At 43.2% G+C, this 26019-nt stretch carries 22 protein-coding genes; 9 read left to right on the top strand and 13 right to left on the bottom strand.

All coding sequences use genetic code 11. The annotated features are described in order from the left end of the window. Positions 1 to 160 precede the first annotated feature (160 nt). Entirely contained in the window at positions 161 to 799 is a 639-nt protein-coding gene (locus CHB62_RS10345; protein WP_240616293.1) for a hypothetical protein, read from the top strand. 965 nt (positions 800 to 1764) lie between these two features. Here the strand turns inward: CHB62_RS10345 and CHB62_RS10340 are convergent. From CHB62_RS10340 to uvrB, 9 genes are all read right to left on the bottom strand, one after another. Further along, positions 1765 to 2514 (bottom strand): hypothetical protein, encoded by a 750-nt coding sequence (locus CHB62_RS10340; RefSeq protein ID WP_089366781.1) that lies wholly within the window; start codon positions 2512 to 2514, stop codon positions 1765 to 1767. A gap of 116 nt (positions 2515 to 2630) precedes the next feature. Then, on the bottom strand, positions 2631 to 3098 hold the full coding sequence (locus tag CHB62_RS10335) for a hypothetical protein (protein ID WP_089366780.1): 468 nt from the start codon (positions 3096 to 3098) through the stop codon (positions 2631 to 2633). 90 nt (positions 3099 to 3188) lie between these two features. Then, positions 3189 to 3656 carry a nucleoside deaminase gene (locus CHB62_RS10330; RefSeq protein WP_089366798.1) on the bottom strand — a complete coding sequence of 156 codons (468 nt, stop codon included), beginning with the start codon at positions 3654 to 3656 and terminating at the stop codon, positions 3189 to 3191. A 23-nt stretch (positions 3657 to 3679) separates the two neighbouring features. Continuing rightward, complete coding sequence (locus CHB62_RS10325) at positions 3680 to 4318, bottom strand: HD domain-containing protein (RefSeq protein ID WP_089366779.1); 639 nt, start codon at positions 4316 to 4318, stop codon at positions 3680 to 3682. A gap of 140 nt (positions 4319 to 4458) precedes the next feature. Then, the gene (gene menA, locus CHB62_RS10320) at positions 4459 to 5400 is read right to left on the bottom strand and encodes a 1,4-dihydroxy-2-naphthoate octaprenyltransferase (RefSeq protein ID WP_089366778.1); all 942 of its coding nucleotides are present in this window, start codon (positions 5398 to 5400) and stop codon (positions 4459 to 4461) included. Between the two features lie 24 nt (positions 5401 to 5424). Next, positions 5425 to 7824, bottom strand: a complete 2400-nt coding sequence (locus tag CHB62_RS10315) for a putative porin (RefSeq protein ID WP_089366777.1) — start codon at positions 7822 to 7824, stop codon at positions 5425 to 5427. Continuing rightward, positions 7825 to 8055, bottom strand: coding sequence for a hypothetical protein (locus tag CHB62_RS10310; RefSeq protein ID WP_089366776.1), 231 nt, complete (start codon positions 8053 to 8055; stop codon positions 7825 to 7827). A gap of 46 nt (positions 8056 to 8101) precedes the next feature. Continuing rightward, a complete protein-coding gene (locus CHB62_RS10305) occupies positions 8102 to 9055 on the bottom strand; it encodes a DUF4468 domain-containing protein (RefSeq protein ID WP_089366775.1) in 954 nt (317 codons plus the stop codon). A gap of 696 nt (positions 9056 to 9751) precedes the next feature. Further along, positions 9752 to 11797 (bottom strand): excinuclease ABC subunit UvrB, encoded by a 2046-nt coding sequence (gene uvrB / locus CHB62_RS10300; RefSeq protein ID WP_089366774.1) that lies wholly within the window; start codon positions 11795 to 11797, stop codon positions 9752 to 9754. Between the two features lie 149 nt (positions 11798 to 11946). Between uvrB and CHB62_RS10295 the strand changes: the two genes are divergently transcribed. From CHB62_RS10295 to CHB62_RS10285, 3 genes are read left to right on the top strand one after another with little or no spacing between them, the layout of a single operon-like run. Then, positions 11947 to 12771 carry an outer membrane protein assembly factor BamD gene (locus tag CHB62_RS10295; protein ID WP_042856469.1) on the top strand — a complete coding sequence of 275 codons (825 nt, stop codon included), beginning with the start codon at positions 11947 to 11949 and terminating at the stop codon, positions 12769 to 12771. 34 nt (positions 12772 to 12805) lie between these two features. Then, a complete protein-coding gene (locus tag CHB62_RS10290) occupies positions 12806 to 13147 on the top strand; it encodes a DNA-directed RNA polymerase subunit omega (RefSeq protein WP_089366773.1) in 342 nt (113 codons plus the stop codon). A 5-nt stretch (positions 13148 to 13152) separates the two neighbouring features. Continuing rightward, the gene (locus CHB62_RS10285; protein WP_009013166.1) at positions 13153 to 13605 is read left to right on the top strand and encodes a DUF4293 domain-containing protein; all 453 of its coding nucleotides are present in this window, start codon (positions 13153 to 13155) and stop codon (positions 13603 to 13605) included. Between the two features lie 139 nt (positions 13606 to 13744). On the opposite strand, the gene udk is transcribed toward CHB62_RS10285, so the two are convergent. The 3 genes from udk to CHB62_RS10270 form a co-directional block, all read right to left on the bottom strand. Then, positions 13745 to 14380 (bottom strand): uridine kinase, encoded by a 636-nt coding sequence (gene udk / locus CHB62_RS10280; protein ID WP_009013167.1) that lies wholly within the window; start codon positions 14378 to 14380, stop codon positions 13745 to 13747. 258 nt (positions 14381 to 14638) lie between these two features. After that, complete coding sequence (locus tag CHB62_RS10275; protein ID WP_009013168.1) at positions 14639 to 15223, bottom strand: uracil-DNA glycosylase family protein; 585 nt, start codon at positions 15221 to 15223, stop codon at positions 14639 to 14641. Positions 15224 to 15283: 60 nt separating this feature from the next. After that, positions 15284 to 16327, bottom strand: a complete 1044-nt coding sequence (locus CHB62_RS10270) for an endonuclease/exonuclease/phosphatase family protein (RefSeq protein ID WP_089366772.1) — start codon at positions 16325 to 16327, stop codon at positions 15284 to 15286. A gap of 296 nt (positions 16328 to 16623) precedes the next feature. Between CHB62_RS10270 and CHB62_RS10265 the strand changes: the two genes are divergently transcribed. The 5 genes from CHB62_RS10265 (at position 16624) to CHB62_RS10245 (ending at position 23355) form a co-directional block, all read left to right on the top strand. After that, the gene (locus CHB62_RS10265) at positions 16624 to 19203 is read left to right on the top strand and encodes a porin family protein (protein WP_089366771.1); all 2580 of its coding nucleotides are present in this window, start codon (positions 16624 to 16626) and stop codon (positions 19201 to 19203) included. Positions 19204 to 19224: 21 nt separating this feature from the next. Further along, on the top strand, positions 19225 to 20460 hold the full coding sequence (locus tag CHB62_RS10260; RefSeq protein ID WP_089366770.1) for a DUF5689 domain-containing protein: 1236 nt from the start codon (positions 19225 to 19227) through the stop codon (positions 20458 to 20460). 23 nt (positions 20461 to 20483) lie between these two features. Next, on the top strand, positions 20484 to 21830 hold the full coding sequence (locus CHB62_RS10255) for a choice-of-anchor J domain-containing protein (protein ID WP_089366769.1): 1347 nt from the start codon (positions 20484 to 20486) through the stop codon (positions 21828 to 21830). Between the two features lie 129 nt (positions 21831 to 21959). After that, positions 21960 to 22211 carry a type B 50S ribosomal protein L31 gene (locus CHB62_RS10250; RefSeq protein ID WP_004361523.1) on the top strand — a complete coding sequence of 84 codons (252 nt, stop codon included), beginning with the start codon at positions 21960 to 21962 and terminating at the stop codon, positions 22209 to 22211. 214 nt (positions 22212 to 22425) lie between these two features. Continuing rightward, positions 22426 to 23355, top strand: a complete 930-nt coding sequence (locus CHB62_RS10245) for a DNA/RNA non-specific endonuclease (RefSeq protein WP_089366768.1) — start codon at positions 22426 to 22428, stop codon at positions 23353 to 23355. A gap of 287 nt (positions 23356 to 23642) precedes the next feature. Here CHB62_RS10245 and CHB62_RS10240 read toward each other — a convergent pair whose 3' ends face one another. Next, complete coding sequence (locus tag CHB62_RS10240) at positions 23643 to 25067, bottom strand: CotH kinase family protein (RefSeq protein WP_089366767.1); 1425 nt, start codon at positions 25065 to 25067, stop codon at positions 23643 to 23645. Positions 25068 to 26019 lie beyond the last annotated feature (952 nt).

Raw genomic sequence — 26019 nt, 5'->3', positions numbered from 1 at the left:
TTATCATAGAGTTAGCCAATACTGTTTCAAGAGACGGAGATGAACACCATAAAGCGTGATGTCTCTATCACTTGAAAAGGCGATAACATCATTTTAAGTACATCAAAGGGAGGTAGATAGTACCGTCACTCTCTTCCTTTTAAATTAATCAATATAAAATATGGGAATGCTTTTCGTTCTTATTTTCTGGGCCGTTATCTTCCTACTACTATCCTTAGTATCAGGCTTGCTAACGCTCCCCTTTACTTATTTCCTTTGTAAAGAACAGAGGAAGAGGAGGATGATACTCTCCTTCTTCACGCCGGGTGTAGCTCTATTCACCTACGCTGCAAGTAGCTTAGTAGCAATGATTATCATCGCAATCATTCTTGGAACGGATATAGGAATTGGTGATAGCTGGAGCACACCACTGAAGAATAACTACGAACTGAGCAGTACTGATACACCCGACAATGGAGGTATATGCAAGAAAGGCGACCTTTACAACGAGATACTAATATCTGACGTTACACACATACAAGTGATTGGTGACTCTGTGATCGGTAAGGCGGACGGTAGATACTTTATATTTAATCTACAGGACGGGACCCATACTGACAGTCTTACCTATCAAGGTCTTACACGCCAAATAAGTCCTTTTTCCATCCACCTCATTGATAATAACACCTACTACTGGGACCAAAGAAGAACAGCCTACATCATTGGTGGCGTACTATCTCTCCTACTAACCGTCCTCGTCGTACGGCTTTTCTGGAGGATAGGTCTACATGGTTTTCAAAGGAGACAACAAGGGTCATAACTTCTCAACCATATAAATCCGACTCAAAGCAGTATCAAGCAAATAAAGAACAGACCGCCCATTATCCTGCAACCAGTCCCAAGTTCCCTCTGCTTACAGGCCACCCTCCCTTCATCCCGTATATTCACAAGATAACTTACGAGTACGATACCATTTCATCGATAGTCTCTCTCTACTAATAAGTAAGGTTCTTCCGTTAAATGTGTGGACGCTTTTCGTAGTGCTTTAACGTAAGAGCCAAAATTACTCACTAAACTAAAATATAGCTGAGACAGTCAACTATCTATCCTATTTTCATCCTCTTTCATTGAAAATCTTTTCGTTTTAAGACTTCGAAAACCTGCAGGCAAGGGTTTGAAAAATCATTACATAAATTCAAGGAAAACACCTATAACTAACGGCAAAAATACACACATGAAGCAGGTTTACAATCAACAGAGTATCAATTAGTTACCTAGTGTAAAGTAAAAGGTGCCTAATTGGACTTCAAAAGGGCGTTAGCAAGGGTCTTAAAGAGCATCTTTTGCAAGCCAAAAGGGCGTCTTTTAGAAGCCAAAAGAGCATGTATTGGGTTTGAGATGTACAAAAATAGTTTACAAACATGATTTAATAAGGGAATAAGCAGGTTATAGACGACAGATAGACATCACACCTAATTACATTTATCGTATAGTTTACCCCCCCTTATAAAACAATCTTATTGGAGGTAAGCTTACCATGTATGTGGATTAATCTCACTCTATTAACAATCTACACATTTAACGGAAGAACCATAAGTAAGGAACTTCCTCAAAGCTATATGATACTAAGTCACCTCAAGACAGTTCTTAGAAGAACATCTGAAAATCGTGATCTACTCATGTCCGAATATATGTCAACTATTTCATTAGCCACCTCATAGCCTCATCGACAGCCCTTCCTCTATAACCATATCCCCTCTTTAAACCCTCTACACCAGCTTTTCACTATTTCTGTTCATTCTTATTCGGCACAGCAAGTCCGTCATTTACCTCCCCAGTAAGTACTATCAACGAAGCCTTATATTTCCCTTTTGGAATCCTATCTATCACCGCCTCCTTATATCCAGTAGGTAAGAGACCACCCGGAAGCCATAGTACATTCGCCCCAACCTCGTTTCCCGACGCCATTCTCAACCTCAGTTTCTTTGGTTTAGGGATATCAATTCTTACCAACACCCGATGCTTCCATGCCCCAGAAGGGATTCCCAACTCATGTTCAATACGTGATAAGTCACCATGACTCTTTGTCAAGACGCTATCCATCTCAGCCTTTGTCATAATAAACTGACTGTTATCAGCTTTCCCGATAGAGTCACCATCGTATCGTTCTAACATCGCTTTAGAAACGATACAAGATGCACCACCCTTAAAGTACTTTAGGTGTCGCCTGATATATCTGCGTTTCAAATAACTTTCTGGGGCAGGTCGTTTACCCTTAGGAATATTCAGTATGCTTATTCTCGACATCCCCCTACGAAAGTATTTATCTACGAGACTTGCTTTATTAGCATAATAATAAGCGGTAACTTGCCTATCTGTATTCTTCCCAAAAGCCTCCGTTGCTGAAGAGTCACGCACCGACAGACACCGTGCTGTGTCTTGAATTGACGTGTATTGGCCATACACTGGCTGTCCCAACCCCATGAGGAGGAGGAGAAACGACATTAAACTCCGAAACAATCTTTTATTACTCATACCTATCTGATACACTTTTTTATCCTATAACACAAATCCTTCACAACCCCTCTGAACACACAAGAAGAACTCTTCTCATCAAAGACACCTTCTTCTTAGACCGCATACTATCTCGCTTAAAAATTATTCTTACGATAATGAACAACCTTACCCTGTTGGTCTGTTACAATGGTTAACGTCCGTACCCTGCGACAACCAGACATACGATAGACGTTATAAGCTGTATTTGGCAGCAATGGCAGACGATGAAGTAACAACGTATCGTCATGCAAAACAACACGGCAACAGGCGGGGAGATTATTGATATCAAGGACAGATGGATTGTAACTATCATACCAAAAGGCGTGTATATTCTTATTATAAATGACAGAGAACTTATCTGCAGCATCTTCACTGCTAAAGTTTAAGCCCCCTCCACAGACACAGCCCTCCTCTACAGAGAAAGTCTGCTCCCGTAGATTAAAACGAAGACCATCACCATCATAACATCCATGCATAAACAACAAGACAAACTCTATCAGTAATGTCGATACAAACACCGTGATAACCAAGTTCTTTGTTATTCTTATCTTTCCTCTCATCATCACCCTTTTAACAAATTAACCGCCGTACTAACGATATGAAAAAAGTCAATGCGACAGCTGTGTGCGACATTGACTCTATGGTTAGGGACACTAATATTCAGTTTTATCCAGCTTCTCATCCCACAGCTGAAACACCTTTATCGCCTCATTACGCAGCAGTATTTCAGATGGTTTCTTGCGATACTGCGGTGCAACCTCTATCTCTTGATAGATGAAATCATCATCAAATCCGATGTTAGCAGCATCCTTTCTGTCGTTAGCATAGTAAATCTTATCGAGGTGCGACCAATAGATAGCACCCAAGCACATAGGACAAGGTTCGCAAGAGGTATAGATGTCACAGCCTGAGAGGTCGAATGTACCCAGCTTCTGACAGGCTTTACGGATAGCAGATACCTCTGCGTGTGCCGTTGGATCATTCTGAATCGTTACACCATTACTACCTTCTGCGATGATTTCACCCCTTCGAGCAATAACAGCCCCAAATGGTCCGCCACCATTACGTACGCTATCGGCCGAGAGTTCGATGGCCCTTCGCATTAAAGCTTCGTTCGTCATATCTTTTGTTCTATTCTTTTCTTTCATTTATCTTCTTCTCGTATCTGTCGATAGATACGGTCGAATACTTTTCTTAATGCCGTTTCGTCATCTATCGTCTTACGTATCGTCTCAAGGTTCTTAGCATTCGGAGAACCTGGTATCCATAACCTCAAGTAACCAGCTCGCCCATATTTCTCTTTCATGTGATCACGGAAACGCAGCCACATCTCGTCATCGTTCTTCTCTGGATAGTTCTCTATTCCAAAGAGAATGGCACGAGAGAAGACCACCTCTGGCTCGAGATCGCGATCAGCCTCAGCCACAATCTTCCCATAGATACTACGTGGTACCCGCGAACTGCTGGCACGATGGTCCTCAACAGCTTCCTTCATAATCTTTATCTGTTCAGCAGAGAACCATTTACGAAGGCGTTGGTCGGCAACGAGAATCTTACCACTTGTGAGATGATGGATGGCCCGTGGACCCTCCATACCAAGGTCGTGATAGGCCGCAATGACATAGACCATATTCACGTCGGCGCCCGTCACGGCAGCTAAAGCAAGCGAACTCTTAATGACACGTTGTACATGTCCGAGTCCATGACTCCGTCCGAAGTCATTGTATCGTGGAAGTATCTGACGTTCCACAAAGGTCATTATTTCGAGATTGGGTTGTTGCATTGTTGGGTGATGGGTGTTGGGTATTGGGTGATAGGTGTTGAATGTTGGGTGATGATGAATGGAGATGAGTGGGTGAGGGGTGTTGAATGTTGGGTGATAAGGAATTGTGATAATAACAGGTGGGGCTTGGCGGGAACATTTTACATGCTAACGATTGCTATTGCAGTTGCTATTCCGTAGAGCAGCATGTTACGGGCTGTTTGTGCCAAGATGGTATTCAGCTCTTTGCCCCGCTTTATCTTCTTCATTCGCATGGCTGTCTTGTAATGCAAGACACTATAGGGTAGGAAGAGAATGAACAAGAATAAGAAGGTGAGAAGACTACCGCTCTCCCCTGAAAAGAGAAGAAGAAGCAGCTGAAGGTAAGCGACAAGCCCTAAAGCTAAGTAGAGCCTTTCTGCCCTTCCCTCACCTATTCGCACGATGAGCGTTATCTTTCCGTCACGTTTGTCGTTCTCTCTGTCACGATAGTTATTGACAACAAGGAGGGTATCTATCACACATCCACATATTACTCCCGACATAATCACTTGAAGACAAAGAGCTTGTGAATGATTGGGCAGGATGACGTAGGTCGTAAAGACTACTGGGATGATTCCAAAGAAGACTAATACCAGTACGTCTCCTAAACCTAAATAAGAGAAATAAGTGGTATAGAGAAAAGCGAAAAGGACGCACACTCCTCCTACGACAATCATCTCCCAACCACCAAAGAAGATGAGTGGGAGTCCTACAAGACAAGCCATTACGGAGGTGATGACAAGCCCCAGACGCATCGCAGGGAGCGTTATCCACCCTTCCGAGCAAGCCCGCTTCGGTCCTAAACGTGTCGTTCGATTGTCGTTACCCTTTATGCAATCGAAGTAGTCATTGATGAAGTTGGAGTCTATTTGCATCAGAAAGGCAAAGAGAAAACAAAGTACGGCAGGCAAGACCCGAAAGTCCTCCCCACCACCTAACCTCCAAGCCCATGCCGTACCTATCATCACAGGCACCATAGCACCGGTGAGCGTCTTCGGACGCGCAGCCAGTATCCATGCTGCAAGGCTGTTGGTTGTAATGTTATTGTTCTCTGTTATCACCTTAATCCCTTATTCTCTTGATGATTAATTGAAGAAGTTCCAGCTAATACCGAACTGTAACAATCGCTGATTGAGAGGATAGTGAGGTGTATAGAAATACCTTCCTCCATCCCCACAGTTCACATGTGTAAACATTATAAAGAAGCGAGTGTGTTGGAGTTGGAAGTTCGCATACGCATTAAGAAGCGGATAATTACCAATCTTCGTACGACTTGCCTCCGTCTCTTGTATGCCGAAGCTGCCTATGCCCGGTATATATTCAGGAGCATAATAGTTCGTGAAGTAACGACCATCGACACCAAGGTCTACATCCAAGACACGTGCTATTCTAAATCGAATGAAGAGGTTACTATAAGCGTTGAAGGTCGGCACAGGGAGTATATCTTCCTTACTTGATTTCTGCAAGGTCAGCACGTTCTGCCAATTAAAGATACCCAATCGGAAATCCTGTTGGAGCTGTACTGTCAGCAAACTAATAGGACTGCCCGACTGACGGACGCTCAGATTGTTATGCTGAACAAGGTAGTTATCACCACTCTGTACACGGTCGTTCTGTATACCAAAGTAGGTATAGTTCTTGAGAACATCATAACCTACACGCAGCTTAGTGCGCGTCTTCTTCAGAGAGAACTCACCCAAAAGACGAGAGTGTATCTCCTGACCGAGGTTATTATCCCACATGTAATGCTTACCAAAGTACTGACCCATATAGAAGGAAGGGGCAGAACGATGGAAGAAAGCCGTCGCAGCCAACTGAACAGTATCTCCCAAGAGTGGGAAACCAAGGTCGGCATGCCCATCCACATGTACTTGTCCGGCACGACTACCTGCCACCCACGCCTCGGCACTCACGTCATAATGGAAGGTCTTACCCTGTGTCTTCAACAGCTGACCACCCACAGACACGTCGTGTTGGTTCCATGTCTGCTTACCATTATATAGGGAGACAGTAGCACCCGATGGCGTTGTCATAGAAGGAAGTGTGTAATGACGCAACTCGTAAGAAACAAAGGCTTTCAGACCAGCTTTGGCCCACTTGTTGAAACCCTCAAGTAGAGCGAGGGCAAAAGTATTCTTCAATGCCCAGTGCTTTGTCGTGTCATAGATAGAATCATTCGCTGCACTACCATAGTTAAAATAGTTCTGTGCATAGAAATCCGTCGGAGTGTCGTAGGCTTGATAGATACGACGATAGTTATCAAAACGTAGGGTATGGATGAAGCTCGTCACTGGCACATACTCATCCTTCATCCATTTCTGTGTAGAGTCCTTAGCCAAAGCGTCCTTCTTCTTAAGGTTAGCCATCTGTGTAGAGTCTTCCAAATTGACCGTCATACGGTCGCTACCACTCACAGTGGTCGTATCCTTCTTCGCCTGTGGTACATCACCAGCAATCACAGCATCGTCTGGACGCCCAGCAGAACGCTTCGTTTTGTCGTATGCCTCTTCGTCGAATTTCTCTCCTCTCGCCTTTGCCTGTCGTCGAGCCTTCTCTTTATCCTTCTCCACAGCCTGTGCTTTATGCGATTTAAGGGCAAACTCCTTCGCCTTAATCTCCTCTGCTGTCATTGGCACCTTACGGAAGAATCCGAGGCTATAACGGTGATTAAAGAAGACGTGTTGATTGTCGTTTCTATTCCAATTCTGTTTTAGTACGGTTGGTATCTCCTCTTCGCTATAACTGTCACGGAACGACTCTGGATGCGTGATATAGGCATCATTGGTGATACCCCCATTCTCAGCAACCTTCTGATGATTAAGAGATAGGAGCAAGTGAGCCTGATAGCGTTCGCCTAAATAGCTCCCCCACATAGAGTAATTAAAGAGAGAAGTACTCTGACTACTATAATATCCGCGTCCATAAAGGTAGTCGAACTTGAAGCCAAAGCCCCATTCTTTACCCGCATTCACTGCGAAAAGAGCCTTAAAGCGGTCTTCTCCGTTGTTACGATTACCCGCTGTATTATAGGTAAGAACCGTTATCGGCGAGAGTGTCGAGGTGAACTGGAAGTCACCAGGTTGCACAATAAACATACTATACGGGTCGAGGAAAAGGAACTCTGACGGTAGAGCGCGATCAATAAAGATACGGTTCTGAAGTGGAGAGCCAAGGTTTCCCAATACATTATACTCCCCTCGCAAGCCAGTGGTCAGCCCTTCATTCATGAACATATACGACAACGTGTCAGGAACAGCAGCCTTGCGGTCGCCGAAACGTTCGTCTATTGTCCACACCTTCATCCCTCGTGGTATCTCTTTATGCTGACTTTGTATTGAGTCAGAGCGCCCTAATTTACGATTATTCCTATAGCCATCAGCCGTAAACGTACCGTCATCATTCGGCATAGAGGTATCATCAGTCTGTGCCAGGGCAGCGTTAGCCACGAGCACAAAAAGCGCAAATAAGAAAGTAAGTCTCTTCATTTAACGAATAAAACGGAGTAGGCTTTCGATCATCTTAAAGACCATCGATGCAAGAATTATTATTATACCGGGTGTGTTTGTATCGGCAAGTAGATAGACAGCCACGCCCACAACGGCCCCAACCATGAAGATGATGTTAAGCCATTGACGGATAGGTAGGAACCTGTCGTTGATTTCTTTTTTACGACGTCGGTGTTCTGGACGTCGTGCCGTACTGTTTTCTATTTCCATTTTCTATCTGTATTCTAATTTCATTAAGTGATGTCTTGCATACAGACTACTTCAAAGCCTGTGCAAAACCATCAAAGATTGCGTTCTTACGGTCGACCGTTGCACGACGAAACTTACCTGATACAGGTAAGAGACGAGTATGTTTTTTGTTCACAGCATACTTATCTGTAATCCATTGCTCTGCTGACAAGTCAGACACATTACCCTGAACATCATAGCGATAAGTCAGACGGTTCATCGTCAGCGTAGCCTCTCCGTCATGGCAGGTAGCCTGCAAGACATAATTAAACTGGGTGAAGTCGAGTGAAAGGAACGAAGAAGAGAAGATTAACTTCTCACGTATTGTGGCCACAATGCTATGCTCTCCCTTATTAACCAAGGCCACCTTACTACCCTCTAACTGGTTTTTATCCTGCGTCAAAGCCGTCAGATAAGCAAAAGCCTTATCGTAGAGTTCGTCAGCAGTAGCGCCCGGCACACTTATTGTCTCCGTCCACATCACTTGTCCGTTGACCTCTGGTATGAGTCCTTTCTGTAGATAAATGTCCTTGTTAGCCTTGCTATCTGTGTCCACATTCTTCGTACGCACGGCCGCTGTGGCAGCTGTTGTCGGAACGACCCATGCGTCAGACGTCGTATTACCCACCGTGTTTGTGGCAGTATTTGCCTTCGGCGTAGTAGTCTTCGTACCCGTCTGTGCCTTATTAGCAGCCTCACGCAGTGCAGCAGCCTCACGACTCAAGCGTTCAGCCTCAGCGTTCATCTCAGCAATCTTCTTCTCCACTTCGCTTGCTTTCGCCTTGTCCTCAGCCTCTTTCTTGGCCTTGGCTTCAGCCTCAGCCTTGGCTTTTGCAGCATCAGCCTTAGCCTGTTCCAAAGCAGCTTTAGCCTCTTCTAACTGGCGCTGTGCCTGCTCTAACTTCTGTTCTGGGGTCAGTGTGGTCTGTGCCAAAGCCATCAAAGGGATACACAGAAATAGGAATATCAACGTTCTCTTCATAATCACAAACTTTTATCTAATGATAATTTAACAAGCAAAGATACAAATTATTGTTTGCTTTATCGAACCTTTCGATAAGTTTTTATCTTTTTTTTATTGCTTTCTGCTATTGATTTATAGGCTTCATCCGCTTTTCCATGAGTCTTAATGCTGGTTTTTCTATGGGAAAGGAAAACTATCCTCTATTTCTTTCAGTGTCATTCATGGGGCAAGCACGATGCTCTCTTCATACTTCAGGAACGTCAATAATATCGTAAAAAATCATTACATAGATCCAAACCAAACACCCGCAACATAGGAGAAGCATACAGCATAGAAACAAACTCATAACACACAGCAAGACAATACATTACAAACTGCATTTAAGAACATGCCCTTCTTGCATCAAGAAGGGCGTTTTCTTAATGCAAGAAGGGCATGTTCTTAAACGGAGAAGGGCGTCTTCTTACCCCATCTCTGGCCTCTCTTCGAAATGAGAGGAATGTGATTAACAAAATATCCTTACAATTTCCACACACACATTCACCGTTCTTTCTTCTTTTATCCGCTATCTTATAGGGGGCACCACGGCGGTTACGCTGTTCCCTGTTAGGGAGAGGTTGGGGAAGAAGTTACCCATGACAACGACACGTTCAGACACAATAGAGAATCGTTTAGAAATTTTTTCGCTCTACACATCACGTAAAAGTCGATACATTACTTGGCTTCCAACTCCTTTTGTAGACGGATAATCTCGTCACGATACTGCGCTGCTTGGAGGAAGTCGAGGTCTTTTGCTGCCTGCTTCATAAGGGCAGTTGTGTTGGCAATACTCTTCTCCAACTGTGCCTTACTCATCTTCGCAACAATTGGGTCGGCAGCATATAGGATATCATCATTAGGCTCGACGTAGGCTTGTCCTATATTCTTACTGATAGAAGCGGTCTGTGAGGTGACATTCGTCTCACCACCCACTGGCAGCGTACCCTTAATAGCCTTAACGATTTGCTGTGGTGTGATATGATTTTCTTCATTGTATTTCAGCTGTTTCGTACGCCTACGTAAGGTCTCGTCGATGGTCTTCTGCATGCTCTCCGTAATGGTATCGGCATACATAATCACCTTTCCATGTACGTTACGTGCTGCACGTCCGGCCGTCTGCGTCAGACTTCTATGACTACGGAGAAATCCCTCTTTATCGGCATCAAGGATGGCCACCAAGGAAACCTCTGGTAGGTCTAATCCCTCACGTAGTAGGTTGACACCCACAAGGACATCATAAATACCCGCACGGAGGTCGTTGATAATCTTAATACGGTCCAAACTGGCCACATCACTATGGATGTAAGCCGTTCGGATATCATGGTTCAGCAGGTATTCGGTAAGCTCCTCGGCCATACGCTTGGTCAGTGTCGTCACGAGGACACGCTCTTCTTTCTCGGCACGGATAACGATTTCGTTCATAAGGTCGTCTATCTGATTTTCAGAAGGACGCACCTCAATCTCCGGATCGAGCAGTCCCGTCGGACGAATGAGCTGTTCAACGACAACGCCCTCAGACTCAGCTAACTCGAAGTCGGCTGGTGTGGCTGACACATAGATAATCTGATGAATGAGGCTATGGAACTCCTCAAAACGCAACGGACGGTTGTCGAAGGCAGCAGGAAGACGGAAACCATATTCCACAAGATTCTTCTTTCGCGCACGGTCGCCGCCATACATCGCTGAAATCTGCGGTACGCTAACATGGCTCTCATCAATCACCATGAGGTAATCCTGCGGGAAGAAGTCGAGCAAACAGTAAGGTCGCATACCCGCCTCACGCCCATCGAAATAGCGAGAATAGTTCTCGATACCCGAACAATGACCGAGTTCCTTAATCATCTCAATGTCATACTCTACTCGTTCCTTGATACGTTGTGCCTTGATATGGTCGCCAACCTCGTTGAAGAAGTCAACCTGTTTCACTAAGTCATCTTGTATCTGACGGATCGCCCCTTCGGTCTGCTCCTTAGATGTAACAAAGAGATTGGCAGGGTAGACCTCGTAGGCATCGAAGGTGGCAAGGCGGTGGAAGTCGACAGCATCCACCTCCTCGATAGAGTCAATCTCATCATCCCACCACGTGATACGCAGGACATTGTCGTTATAAGCCATCGCTATGTCGACAGTATCGCCCTTCACACGGAAGTTACCACGCTGTAGTTCGATGTCGTTACGCATGTAGAGTGCATCTACCAAGCGACGTAAGAAATCATTACGGTCAATGACTTGACCCTTCTTAACGGAGATGACGTTCTCTTTCATCGCTACTGGTGCTCCCATACCATAGATACATGAGACGGAAGACACGACGATCACGTCCTTACGACCTGACAATAAAGAAGATACGGCAGACAGTCTGAGCTTATCAATCTCGTCATTAATAGCCAAGTCCTTCTCTATGTAGGTGTCTGTCACAGGCATATAAGCCTCAGGCTGATAGTAGTCATAATAAGAGACATAATACTCCACAGCATTATCAGGGAAGAATCCTTTCATCTCCTCATAAAGCTGTGCAGCCAAGGTCTTGTTATGCGACAAGATAAGTGTTGGCTTATTGACATTTGCAATGACGTTGGCAACGGTGAAGGTCTTACCCGAACCCGTCACACCCAAGAGCACTTGGCTCTTATCGCCACGCTCCAGTCCGTCTGTTAGTTCCTTTATTGCTTCTGGTTGGTCGCCTGTCGGCTTATATTTCGATGTTAGTTTGAAGTTCATTTCCTACACGTCAAGTGAATCAATCTTTGCTTGCAAAGATATAAAAAATCGCTGATAATATACAATTAATAGTGATTTTATGATAAAAAAGCATACCTCCTTTGCGTATTTATAGAATAATATGTAACTTTGCAGTTCAAAGTCAAATTATGAAGAAAAGAATTTTCGTTGGCATTTGCGCTGCCTTACTCCTGACCAGTTGTGCTCAGGAATATAATAAAGTCTATAAGACTACGAACAATGCCTATAAATACGAATTTGCAAAGGAATGCTTTGCAAAGGGGAAATATGGCTTTGCCGTTCCTCTCTTGCAAGACCTTGTAATGGTTGAAAAAGGTACGGATAATGCGCAAGAATGTCTTTATATGCTGGCTATGGCGGAGTATGGACTGAAAGACTATCAGGCTGCTTCTGAGACATTTAAGAAGTATTACCAGACCTATCCACGTGGACAATATGCTGAGATGGCATCGTTCTACATCGGACAAAGTCTTTTCGAGGGTACACCAGAGCCACGTCTTGACCAGACACCTACCATCGCTGCGATTGCTGCCTTCCAAGAGTATTTGGACATCTACCCTAATGGTAAAATGAAAGGAACGGCCCAACAGCGACTCTTCGCCTTACAAGACAAGCTCGTTCGTAAGGAGTATCTTAATGCAAAGTTATACTATAATCTTGGCTCTTACTTTGGTAACTGTACCAGTGGCGGTAACAACTATGAGGCTTGCATCATCACAGCACAAAACGCTCTGAACGACTATCCTTATAGCGACTTACGTGAGAAATTCGCCATACTCGTTATGAAGAGCAAGTTTGAACTGGCGCAGATGAGTGTCGAGGAGAAGAAGGTTCAACGTTTCCAAGATGCCGAAGACGAGTGCTACGGATTTATCAATGAGTACCCAGAGTCAAAGGAGCGCAAGACAGCTGAGGAATATATCAAGAAGTGTAAGCAGATTACAAAAGATTAAAGAATAACAGACTTATAAAATATAGACAATTAGAATGGATTACAAGAAGTCAAAAGCACCGTCAAATACGGTAACCCGAGATGTTCAGGAGTTGTGGAAAGATACTGGTAACATCTATGAAAGTGTTGCTATCATAGCAAAGAGAGCAAACCAGATCTCGGTTGAAATAAAGCAGGACTTGAGTAAGAAACTTGCTGAGTTTGCTTCTTATAACGATTCTCTTGACGAGGTTTTCGAGAACCGTGAGCAGATTGAGATTAGCCGTTATTACGAGAAACTGCCTAAGCCAACACTGTTGGCTACAGAGGAGTTTTTGGATGGTGACGTTTATTGGCGCGACCCTTCTAAGGATGCTCTGAACGAGGAAGAATATTAAAAACTATGATACAAAGGAAACAAACAATATTCTTGTTTCTGGCATTGCTGGCATCTATTGCTTGTCTGTGCTTGCCTGTGGGGAGCTTTGAACCAAAAGGGATGGGTACAGAGAGTACGTTGATGAACCTATGGATAAGCAATGCGAATGGAGGTAAAGACTTTAGTGTGTGGGCTTTGTTTGCTATTCTCTTAGTTACTTGCCCTATCAACCTCTTTGCTATCTTCGACTATCATAATCGTAAACGTCAGGCTCGTGCCTGTGCTTTCTCGATGTTGATGATTATTGGATGGTATGTGGTTTATGGCGTGTTCAGCCAGATTTCCATGAATGGCTTTACTTTCCATATTGAGTTCGCAGCCTGTCTACCACTCGTCGCTTTCGTCCTCTTGTGGCTTGCACGCCACGCTATCCTTGCTGATGAGGCCTTGGTAAGAGCAGCTGACAGAATTAGATAAATCTAACACCTTATATAATAAAGATACAGCATCAAAGGGTTTGCCCTTTAATGCTGTATCTTTTTTGTTATTGGCCTTATTAGCCTTATTAGCCTAATAAGCCCAATATCTCCCTAAAAAACAAGCTCTGACTTGCTATTTACTCGCCTTTATCTTCTGGCATCAGTCCTTCGATATACTTACAAAGGATACTGATACCCTTCACATTCTCACCTCCTTGCGGGATGATAATATCTGCATAACGCTTTGTTGGCTCTATAAACTGCTCGTGCATAGGCTTCAACACCTCTAAATAACGCTCAACTACCATTGAAACAGTACGACCACGGTCGATTGTGTCACGCTGAATATTACGGATAAGACGCTCGTCTGGGTCGCAGTCAACGAATATCTTGAGGTCCATCATCTCTCGTAGACGTCTGTTACTCAAGGCCATAATACCCTCAACGATAATCACTGGCTTTGGTTCTACATGGATAGTCTCTGGTAAACGGTTGCTGAGAATATAACTGTAGGTTGGCTGCTCGACTGCTCTTCCCTCTCGAAGCTCATTGACCTGCTTAATCAGTAATTTCCAGTCGAAGGCATCTGGGTGGTCGAAGTTGATTGCCTTACGCTCTTCATCGGTAAGTTCTGTCGTGTCATTGTAATATGAATCTAATGGTACAACAGCCACATAATGAGGAGGAAGACTCTCTACAATTTTCTTTACTACGGTGGTCTTTCCTGAACCTGTTCCACCGGCTATGCCAATGATAGTTATTTTATCCTTCATCTTGATTGATTTTTATTATTCTTAATTATTAGGATTATTAGCCTTATTGGCCCTATCAGCCTTATTAGGCCCATTGGGTCATTAGCCCTATTAGGCCCATTAGCCATACAAGCCCCATTGGGTTATTAGCCCTATTAGGCCCATTAGCCCCATAAGCCCCATTGGGTTATTAGCCCTATTAGGCCCATTAGCCCCATAAGCCCCATTGGGTTATTAGCCCTATTAGGCCCATTAGACATATAAGCCCCATTGCCCTTATTAGCCTAATATCCCCAAATCCCTAAACATCCTTTCGTAATACTCAGCCTTCTTCTCCACCTTCATCGGATAAGCACGGCTACTACTTGGCTCACGGTAAAGGTATAATGTCCGATTCTCAAAGCTAAACTCCCTGCGATCTCCCATCTTCATCTTTCGCGCATCAATACCATAATGTTCTGTAAAAACCGTTGTCGCCAACTGACCAGCAGCTAACACAGCCTTACACTCAGGTAGTGAACGAAGCATGCCATCAAGGTCAGCACGCTCAACTATTTCTAAGTCTTTATCTGATGCCGTACCTGTCGTTCGATAGATACGCAAGGCTGTGTCGAAGATGGCTATTCCCTTTTCTTTCAAGAACGGCTTGAGTAAGTCGAGCTTATATGTTTTATTCTCTTCGTCCACAAAGTACTGCTTATCACCAAAGAAGATATGACCAAAGATACGCCACATGTCATTCGTGTAATTAGGGTAATACCACTCCATACACCACCGTTTTGGTGCTGGTGGAAAAGTTCCTAAAAGCAATAACTTAGCGTTCGATGGGAGCCAAGGCTCAAAGGGATGTGTCTCTATTTCCATTGTCTTACTATTATCAATAAGGCTTATTGGGGCAATTAGCCATAATAAGCCTAATAACCTCTACTGCTGCTTTACAAAGTAAGTTACAACTGGTAAGTGGTCTGAATAACCGTCAAGCCACACACCACCAGCCGTGGTTCGCTTGGTATTACCCTTGTATTTACCAGATTCTTGGAATAGATAATCACGACGGAAGATTTGGTTCTTCCAGTATTTCAACTCTGAAAAGTCTTTCTTACCATCCTTATTTAATAAGTTAGGAGTCATGATTATCTGGTCAAAAAGGTTCCACTTACCCTGATACTGCAAGGTTCCTGTACCCTCCTTAACAAGGATGTTATACCATGGGTTGTACATGTCACCTGCACCAACCTCGCTGATTTCGCCCTTTGCAGATAGACACTCATGTATACTCTTGTTCGTTGGGTCGTCATTCATATCGCCCATCACAAGTACCTTAACCTTTGGGTCTTCACGAAGAAGGGAGTCCTTCAATGCCTTTACCTGCTTGCCTCCTAACTCACGATAGTAAGAACCTGCACCACGACTTGGCAAATGGCACACTACAATCGTTACGTGTTCGCCTGCCAATGTACCGCTTACAGTGAGGAAGCCACGCGTCGCACGAGTACTATCCTTTGGTAGATCATATACGTAAGGCACTAACTTTGTGTCTCTTACAGTGAAGAGCTTCGGATTATAAATCAGTGCACAATCGATGCCACGATGGTCGGGTCCCTCGATATGTACATACTTATAGCCACGTGCCGATAACTCTGGTTGGGATGTGAGGTCGCTCATTACATGGTCGTTCTCAACCTCTGCTAATCCTATAACCGCACAACCAACATTCGGAAGAACATCTGTACCCATCTCTGCCAATACTGATGCCATGTTATGCAACTTATGATTATACTTCATCTCGTTCCACTGGTAACTTCCTGTCGGTGTGAAATCGTGGTCATTTTTACCCTCATCATGTGTTGTATCAAACAAGTTTTCTACATTATAAAAGCCTATAGCATAAACAGAAAACTTCTTCTGAGCAGAAGCCGATGTACCAAATAACACGGTACAGAAAAGAACTAATAGTAACTTTCTCATTATCTTTTATGTTGTTGTTTTTATCAGCGTGTCTGAACGAAGACTACCTTCAACCTGGATTTCAATAATAAAACGGATACAAGAGCATAATTGGGTCTAACCTTGCCTACAAACTATAGACAACATGACGCTCGTAACCAAATCCCAGAACACAGTCTCGTTTGGTTTGCAAATATCGGCAATTAATCCGACATTTACGCATAATTCTCGAAAAATTCATCAAAAAGACTTTCTATTTCCAAATTTATTTCGTTACTTTGCAGTCTATAGTATAACACCTATTAATGTAATCAACTATGCAGAAAAAGCTGAAACTTGCCGTTTTAGCACTATGTAGTTCGTCTATGATGGTCGCACAGAATACCGATACAAAGACGAGCCAGCAGGAGCAGACGGCCAACGCTATGGATGAATCGGCGTTCACCTTCACTGAAGCGCAGTTAGGTGAGAACAATGACATGAACGAAAATGTAACGATTCTCAACTCAAACAGTAACGTCTATGCTTCACAAGTGGGTTTCTTGTATTCGCCCATGCGGTTCCGTTACCGTGCTCTGAACCAGAAATATAACGATGTTTATATCAATGGAGCACCTATGAACGATATGGAAAGTGGCCAGTTCCGCTATTCTATGGTTGGTGGTATTAACCAACAGACACGTAACGTTGACTATGCACTTCCATTTGAGAATAACAACTTCTCAATGACTGCCTTGGCTGGAACTAACAACTATGATTTCCGTGCTGGTTCAATGGCAGGTGGTCATCGTATCACTCTTTCTGCTGCAAACCGTAACTATACCCTTCGTGGTATGTACAACTATGCAAGTGGATTCAACGCTAAGGGCTGGGCTATTGCTGCCAGCGTTGCTTATCGTTGGGCTAACCGTGGTTACGTTGAGGGTACTTTCTATAACTCATTGTCTTACTACTTCGGTGTTCAGAAGAAGTGGAACAATGGTCATTCTTTAGCTTTGTCTACATGGGGTAACCCAACTGAGCGTTCTACACAGGGCGCAAGTACTGACGAGGCTTACTGGCTTGCCAATGATTATCAGTACAATCCATACTGGGGTTATCAGAATGGTCACAAGCGCAATAGCCGTGTTGTAAACGATTTCGCACCTTCTGCTATCCTCACTTGGGATTGGGATATCAACAAGAAGATGAAGTTGACGACAAGTCTCTTTGCTCAGTATTCTATGTATAAGAGTACGAAACTGAACTATAACAATAGCGAGAACCCACAGCCTGACTACTGGAAGAACCTTCCAAGTAGCTACTATGATGTATGGGATCAGAATGATACACGCTACCGTACAGCACAGGCTTTCTCTGATTGGCAGACAGCTGTCAACTGGTGGGGCAATAAGGAGAATCGACAAATTCAGTGGGATCGCCTTTACTATGCTAACCGACAGGCGGCAGCTAACGGCGAGGACGCTCTTTACTACTTGCAGGCTAAGCACACTGATGCGATGACAACACGGCTTTCTTCTACCCTTACAAACCGTATCGGTAAGAATAAAGTACTTAACGTTGGTCTCTCTCTCGGTCAAACCTTAGCTCGTCACTATCAGACAATGGAAGACCTCTTGGGCGCAAAGAGTTTCCATAACATCAATACTTACGCTGTCGGAACCTACGCAACATCCGACCCACGTGTACAATACGACCTTAACACAATGAGTACTTTGGGCTTAGGAAAGCTTGTATATGAGGGCGATACATTCGGTTACGACTATAACATCAACGTACGTCGTGGTCAGCTCTGGTCAAACTACGCACAGACGATTGGCAAGCTCCACTATATGATCGCTGCTAAAGTTGGCTATGACAACATGTATCGTGTAGGTCACATGCGCAATGGTATGTTTGCTGACAATTCTGACGGCAAGAGTAAGCATGCTGATTTCCTAACAGGTGGTTTCAAGTCTAACGCTAATATTACCCTTGGTGGCGGCAATGTTATCTCTCTCGGACTGGGTTATGAGCACCGTGCACCCAATGCTAACACCGCTTTTGCTGCTCCTGAGATGAATAATGACTTTGTTCTTAACCTCCACAATGAGCGTGTTTTCTCAAGCGAACTTAGCTATCAGTACTCTGGTAGTTGGCTCCGTGCTAACCTCAGTGGCTACTACAACCACATGACACACGTGACCGAGTGGCAGAACTTCTATTTCGATGATGCTAACTCCTTCACATACGTTAGCATGACTAACATGAAGAAGAATTATTATGGTATTGAGTTGGGACTTGACTTCAAGCTCACAAGCTTCCTTAACTTCAAGACTCTCGGTACTTGGAGCGAGGCTAAGAATGCTAACAATGCGGATGTTATCTACTTGAATTCTACTAAGAGCACCTACAACAAGGATGTTGTTTACAATAAGGGGATGCGCGAAGCAAGTACACCACTAAGTGTCTACAGCGCTATCCTTAGCTATCACAAAGGTGGATGGTTCATTGACTTGAGCGGTAACTACTATGATCGTATCTACCTCTCCTACGCTCCAAGCCTTAGTTACGGCAATACTCTCCGCACAATGGGTACCTCCCTTGGCGGTATGGATGCTGATGGCAATTATACTCCTTACGCACAGAGTGAGGGACATGGGGGCTTTATGCTCGATGCGTCTATCGGTAAGAGTCTTTATCTCCGTCATGGAAGTCTGTCAATCAACTTGATGATTACCAACTTACTGAACAATCAGAAGATTGTTAGTGGTGGTTATGAACAGAGCCGTAGTAACTATACCGTCAACAAGACAACTGGTGCGGCTACAACTCGTGCATACGACTTCTACCGCAATCCTAAGAAATATTATGTAAATGGTATCAATGGTATGTTGAATGTAGCTTATAAATTCTAAAACTAACGACAGGAAACGATTATGAAGAAACTGAAATATTTAATGATGGCAGCTGTCTGCGTGCTCTTTGCAGCATGTATGGGCGATAGCTACGCTGAACCTGCTGATACTGGTTCAGCTCCTTACGGCAACAACGAACTGGCTGAGACGAATGTCATCTCTATTGCTCAACTGAAGAGTAAGTTTGCTAACTATATAGCTACTGACTATCGTAATGGCATCAGCTATGCTAAGGTTACGGACGACATAAAGATTAAGGCGGTGGTTACAAGTACTGACGTTGCTGGTAACATCTATCAGGAATTGGCTTTGCAGGACGCAACTGGTGCTATTATTGTTAGTGTTGCACAGGGGGGATTGCATGGTGCACTACCTATCGGTACGGAGATCTTGGTTAGTCTAAAGGACCTTTACGTTGGTAACTATGGTAAGCAGGCACAGATTGGCGTTCCTTCTATGAATGCTGCTGGCGCTACAACCATTGGTCGTATAAGCCGTGCTGTTTGGGACCAGCACTATAAGATTCTCTCTTCTGGCAATAAGGTCGAACCTACTGAGTTTGCTTCTGGTACCAACACTACCACTTGGGACCTCGATACTGATGGTGGTAAGTTGGGTATCATCCGTAACGTTAGCTTTAAGAGTAGCAACAGCAGTAAGGTTACTGATACTTTCGCTGATGCTAACGGTGGTGCGGGTAGCGTTAGCTGGACCCTAAACGAGCAGGATGGCAGAAAGGTTATCGTTTACAACAGTAACTTTGCTAAATTCGCTAATAGCAAGGTTCCAACGGGTAAGGTTGATATCGTTGGTATCTTCAAACGCTTTAATAACCAGTGGGAAATTATCATCCGCTCTCTTGATGACATCAAGGCTGCTGAGAAGGTCGACCCATTTAAGGGACTCCCTGGCAAGGGTGATGGTACACAGACTAACCCATTGGACATCACACGTGCCTTGGCATACGCTAAGTTGAATAAGAAGGATGCTAACACTTACTATATCAAGGGTATCATCTCACAGATAGATGAGGTGTCAACTCAGTATGGTAATGCTCGCTACTACCTGTCTAACGATGGTACACCAACTGACCAGTTGCAGGTGTTCCGTGGCTTGTTCTTGAATGGCGATAAGTTCACAAGCGCATCACAGATTGCTGTAGGAAAGAAGGTGGTCATCCTTGGCACCTTAGATTACTACGAACCAACCTCAAACCCACAGGTTGGACGCAACAGTAAGATTATCTCAATTAATTAACAAGACAAATAACAATACAGAATATGAAAAAGTTTATTTATTCAATCATGGCGCTGGCGATGACTGCTACGGCCTTTACAAGTTGTGAGAACGTCCCTGCTCCATACAGTGTTACCTTTGATGAGGATACCAATAACAATACTAACACGCCTACCACTCCTACTGTTGGAACAGGTACTGAGGCTGACCCATTCAACGTTGCTGCTGCCTTAAAGTATATTGAGGCGGGTCAGGACCTTGATAAAGAGGTATATGTTTCTGGTACTATCGTTAGCGTTAAGGAGATTGACGCTGCCAACTATGGTAACGCTACCTACCTCATCTCTGACGACGGAACGACTAACGGACAGCTAACTGTCTATCGTGGTTATGCGCTCGGTAATAAGAAGTTTACTGCAAATGACAAACTTAACGCTGGTGATAAGGTTGTTGTCTATGGTAAACTTGTAAACTTCAAGGGTACGAAGGAGTTCACACAGGGTAACTATATCTACTCGCTTAATGGCAATAAGGCTACTCAGCCAACACCAACAGCCGACTTGAACACTGAGGCTACGGCATGGTCTGTTGCTGAAGCTGTACAGAAGATTCAAGCTAACCAGACTACTACGGGTGAGGCTTACGTTAAGGGTATCATCTCTGAGGTGGTTTCTTATAACGAGAACTATAAGAGTATCACTTACTATATCTCTGATAATGGTACGGACAAGACGCTCCAGGTATTCTCTGGTAAGGGTCTTAATGGTGCTGACTTCGCTGCTAAGACCGACCTTCAGGCTGGTCAGACGGTAGTTGTTAAGGGTAACTTAAAGGCTTTCACCAATAAGCAGGGCAAGGTCATCATGGAGGTTGATAAGAACAATAAGATTATCTCTATCAGCGGTGCTTCAACTCCTCAGCCTGCTGCTACTGGTCTTACTGCTAAGTTTGAGACTGGTATGGATAACTTTACTATCAATAATATTACGCTCCCAGCAGGCCTTTCTTTCGTTTGGAAACATGATGCCAGTAGAAAACAGATGAAGGCATCATCATATAAGAATAATACCAATTATGCAGCACAAAGTCGCTTAGAGTCACCAGCGTTTAGTCTTGTTGGAAAGACATCAGCAACCTTAACCTTCCAAGTTGCAGCAAACTTCTTCACAACAGCAGCTGACAACTTCAAAGTTCAAGTATCAACTGACGGAACAACTTGGCATGATGTCCCTGTTTCTACGTATCCTGCTAAAGACTGGAAGTTCGTTACTCCAACTTGTAATCTTTCTGCGTATGCTGGCCAAAGCAATGTCCGCATAGGTTTCCTCTACACTTGTGATGGAATATCAGCAGCTGGCACATGGGAGATCAAGAACGTAGAAGTTAAATAAAAAACAGCTTAAAATATTTGGCAGGGTGCAGAATTATTCGTAATTTTGCACCCTATAAAGTGTCTAACTCCGTTTTAGTTAATGGAGAGACAATAGTAAGCACATTATTAACAATTAGATAAAAACAAAATGAAACAAGGTATTCATCCAGAAAACTATCGCCCCGTCGTATTCAAGGATATGTCCAACGGTGATATGTTCCTTACAAAGTCTACATGCAAGACTTCAGAGACAGTAGAATTTGAAGGCGAAACTTACCCAGTGGTAAAAGTCGAAATCTCAAGCACCTCTCACCCATTCTATACCGGTAAGAGCAAGCTTGTCGATACAGCAGGTCGTGTTGACCGCTTCATGAGCCGTTACGGTAAGTTGAAGAAGTAATCGATAATACCCTTCGACATTATTACATACAAAGTGCGAACAAACGTAGTTGCATATACGTTTGCTCGCACTTTTGCTTTCAACAAAGCACAAACACTTTTTTTGTCTACTATTTAATGGAGTAAAGTGAATAGTGGGATGCATTGCGTTGCCCCCTGTTCTGACTGCGCTAACAACATTAAAACTTTTACATCAACCACCCAAAAACAAAAGAATGTATAAGATAACACGAAAAAGAAACGTATGGGTAGTTACACTCCTTTCGCTCGCCTTGTTTACTGCATGTAGTAAGGATGATGATAGTTCTACTAATACAGGGGGAACGGTGGATATTACCAATAACATAAACTCTAATCTTAAAGACTTACGTAGTGAGACACATCACTTGGAGTTCCCTAAATTAAAGGATGGTCACAGTACTGTCCTCACTCATAAACTGAGGACTGGAGAGGTGAATTATAGCGTTGAATGGGACATAGAGAAGATGTCGAATCGATGGACGTGCTATCAGATTTATGCAAGTAATGCACAACAGAATACAGAAAGAAAGTCACCAAAAAGTCCTAACCTCTACCCTATGGACCCTCTATGGACCGCTAATGCTTTCTTCTCAGACGACCCCTATTATGGATCTGGCTATGACCATGGACACCTTTGTCCCTCTCAAGACAGGGTGAACAGCCGAGAGTCTAATGACCAAACTTTCTTCCTTAGTAATATGCAACCGCAGGTTCATGGCTTTAATGCTGGTATCTGGGAAGTGATGGAGAGGAAGATGAGAACCTACATCACTGCCACTGGTGGATCTAAGGATACACTGTTCATTTGCCGCGGCGGTACGATTGACAATCAAGGACAATTTACCTATATCAGAAATAAGTTTATTGTCCCTACTTATTTCTTCTCTGCTGCTCTGATGAAATATAAAGTGAAAGGACAAGGAGAGTGGCAATACAAAGCTATCGGTTTCTGGTTTAAGCACGAAAACAATAGCGGAACATCACTTAAACCTTATGTTGTTAGCATCAAAGAACTCGAGGAGAAAACTGGTATCGACTTCTTCTGTAATCTTCCTGACGATATTGAGCGTAACGTAGAATCTAAATCACACGACCAAATGACTCTCATTTGGAATATCAAATAAGCTTATCTACACTATCAATAATTATAGTGTAGAACGCCTATCAGCGTCTGTTACATTACGAAAAATCGTTACGTAAATTCGTATAGGAGGTTGGGGAGAAAGTACAAGACATACATACTAATTGTTACTCGCAACCATCACATATTCAGAAGGTTACAAGCAACACCGAAGAAGACGCCTTTCATGGTTCAAGAAGGGCGTCTTCTATAGGCAAGAAGGGCATGTTCTTGAAGCAAGAAGGGCGTCTTCTTAAATCAAAAAAAGCATATATTGGTTTTGTAAAGCTACTATTTTATAAATATTTTCTTACGACCTTTGATGTAAACTCCACTACCCAAATGATTGGGATCGACCTTTATTCCTTGAAGCGTATAGACATCATCCGACTCTTTTGCTGCTACTCGGGAAGGCTTTATAGCATTAGGATCATTAAACAATTGCCTATCAAGCACTTTCATGTGACGAGTAATCCAATTGGCAATATGCTCCATCTCTTTGTCATAATCAATCTTTTGCTCTAATATATCCGTGTCCCCACTCCATCGCTGTGTTTCTCTTTCAGCTGCTCCACATTTCTTTAATAACTGGTAATAGCTTTTATAACGTGCAATCAGACTGTCTGTCGACAAAACATCCTTTCTTGCTGACCAGTATCGCTCCCTCACCTGTGAATTGAAATTACCTGCATTCGTGGCTATCAAACGCTTTATCAAATTGAAATACCCTTTTATGATATGGTTAGGTAACGTATATTTCTCATCATAAACTTTAAGATAGGAGTTACCAACTGTCAAGTCTAAATCCCAAACAGCAAAAGTAATCTTTGGTGATTCCTTACTGTCATATATTGCCCAGTACATATTCTTTCCAATATTATCAACTGCACATAAAGTTTGAGTATAGATATAATAGTCCTCAACAACAGGTAAATCAAAATAGTAAGCAACTGAATCTTTGAACTCCTCATCACTACTATTCACTACAAAGTTAATAGCCTTCCATAAGGGTGAATAGTCTGTAGGATTAACATCCTTAATATCTGGATACTTTGTCTCAAAGCTATCCCAAGTTGAAGAAGTGTTATCAAATGCTGAAGGAGTATTATACATCATCGATAATCCACGCCCACTCGTCTTCCATAACTGACCGTGGATAATGCCTTTCTTCGACTGTTTTAGACCTAACGTCTTATTGTCCATCGTTTCTGTCAAGCTATAAATTCCGACATACTCGTCATTTAGGAAGACCTCTACCACTCGGCCTCTAACACCGGTAACGACCTCGGCTCCGTCTGCAGTGTAGTAAGGCTTACACGCAAAGTCAGTCCATAACTCAGTAGCTATACGGTTACGCAGTCTAAACAAGTCTTGTTGACCAGCATCTAATATCCAATTCTTGTCAGCTTTCAAACCGAAGAACTGCTGTTTCTCCTTAAACTTTATCTTATAATTACGTTTATGTTTACCTTCAGTGTTAGTACTTCCTCCTCGCCACTTTATCTTAGCCTCGTAACTGACAGGAGTTACACCTTGTGAGCTATAAAAGTCCACTGTCCCATTTTGGTATTCACTACTAAACGTACCTCGCAGCACTAATACAGGAATAGACTGACCTAAATCAGTTGGCAGAACGTTATTGGATTGTGCAAAAGTAGCTAAACTACTACTTATCAAAACTACCATTAAAGTAAAAAAACGATATAAATTAATCATATTAAGTTAGTTTAAAGGATATAACATAAAGAGATAATTTGCTGGATTAAGCCAAGTATTTAAAGTGAGTTGTAATAGATTAATTACCATTACAAAGTTATTAAAAAATATAATATAAAGCAAATTATTTTATAATTATGCATGAAAACTATACTCTGTTAGTATATAACACTATAGGCCCATCAGCCCTATTATCCCTACAGTATAAGGTCCATCAGCCAAATCAGCCTTACGCTATTAGGCTCTACACTATTAGACCCATTAGCCTTATTAGCCTTACGCTATTAGGCCCATTAGCCATATCAGCCCTATTCTATTAGGCCTATTAGCCCAATCAGCCCAACGCCATTAGTCTCATTAGCTTTATCAGCCCTACAGTATAAGGTTCATTAGCCTTATAGTCTTACGCCATTAGTCTCATTAGTCCTACACTATTAGACCCATCAGCCTTATTAGCCTTACGCTATTAGGCCCATTAGCTATATCAGCCCAACAACATTAGTCCCATTAGTCTTGTCAGCCCTACAACATTAGTCCCATTAGTCTTATCAGCCTTACACTATTAGCCCCATCAGCCTTATCAGCCCTAAACTATTAGGCCCATTAGCCTTATCAGCCCAACGCTATTAGGCCAATAAGCCCTACACTATTAGGCCCATTAGCCTTATCAGCCTTACACTATTAGCCCCATCAGCCCCATCAGCCCCTGTTCTATTAGGCCCATCAGTCTTATTAGCCTTACGCATTAGGCCAGGCCCATAAGCCTTATCAGCCATACACTATTAGGCTAATTAGCCTTATCAGCCTATCACTATTAGGCCCATTAGCCCTATCAGCCCTACACTATTAGGCCCATTAGCCCTATCAGCCCTACACTATTAGGCCCATTAACCATATCAGCCATAAACTATTAGACCAATTAGCCTTATCAGCTTTACGCTATTAGGCTCAT

The organism is Prevotella jejuni, assembly GCF_900187995.1.
Classification (GTDB): domain Bacteria; phylum Bacteroidota; class Bacteroidia; order Bacteroidales; family Bacteroidaceae; genus Prevotella; species Prevotella jejuni.
The sequence above is the reverse complement of the archived record's forward strand: the minus strand, read 5'-3'. Positions and strand labels throughout refer to the sequence as shown.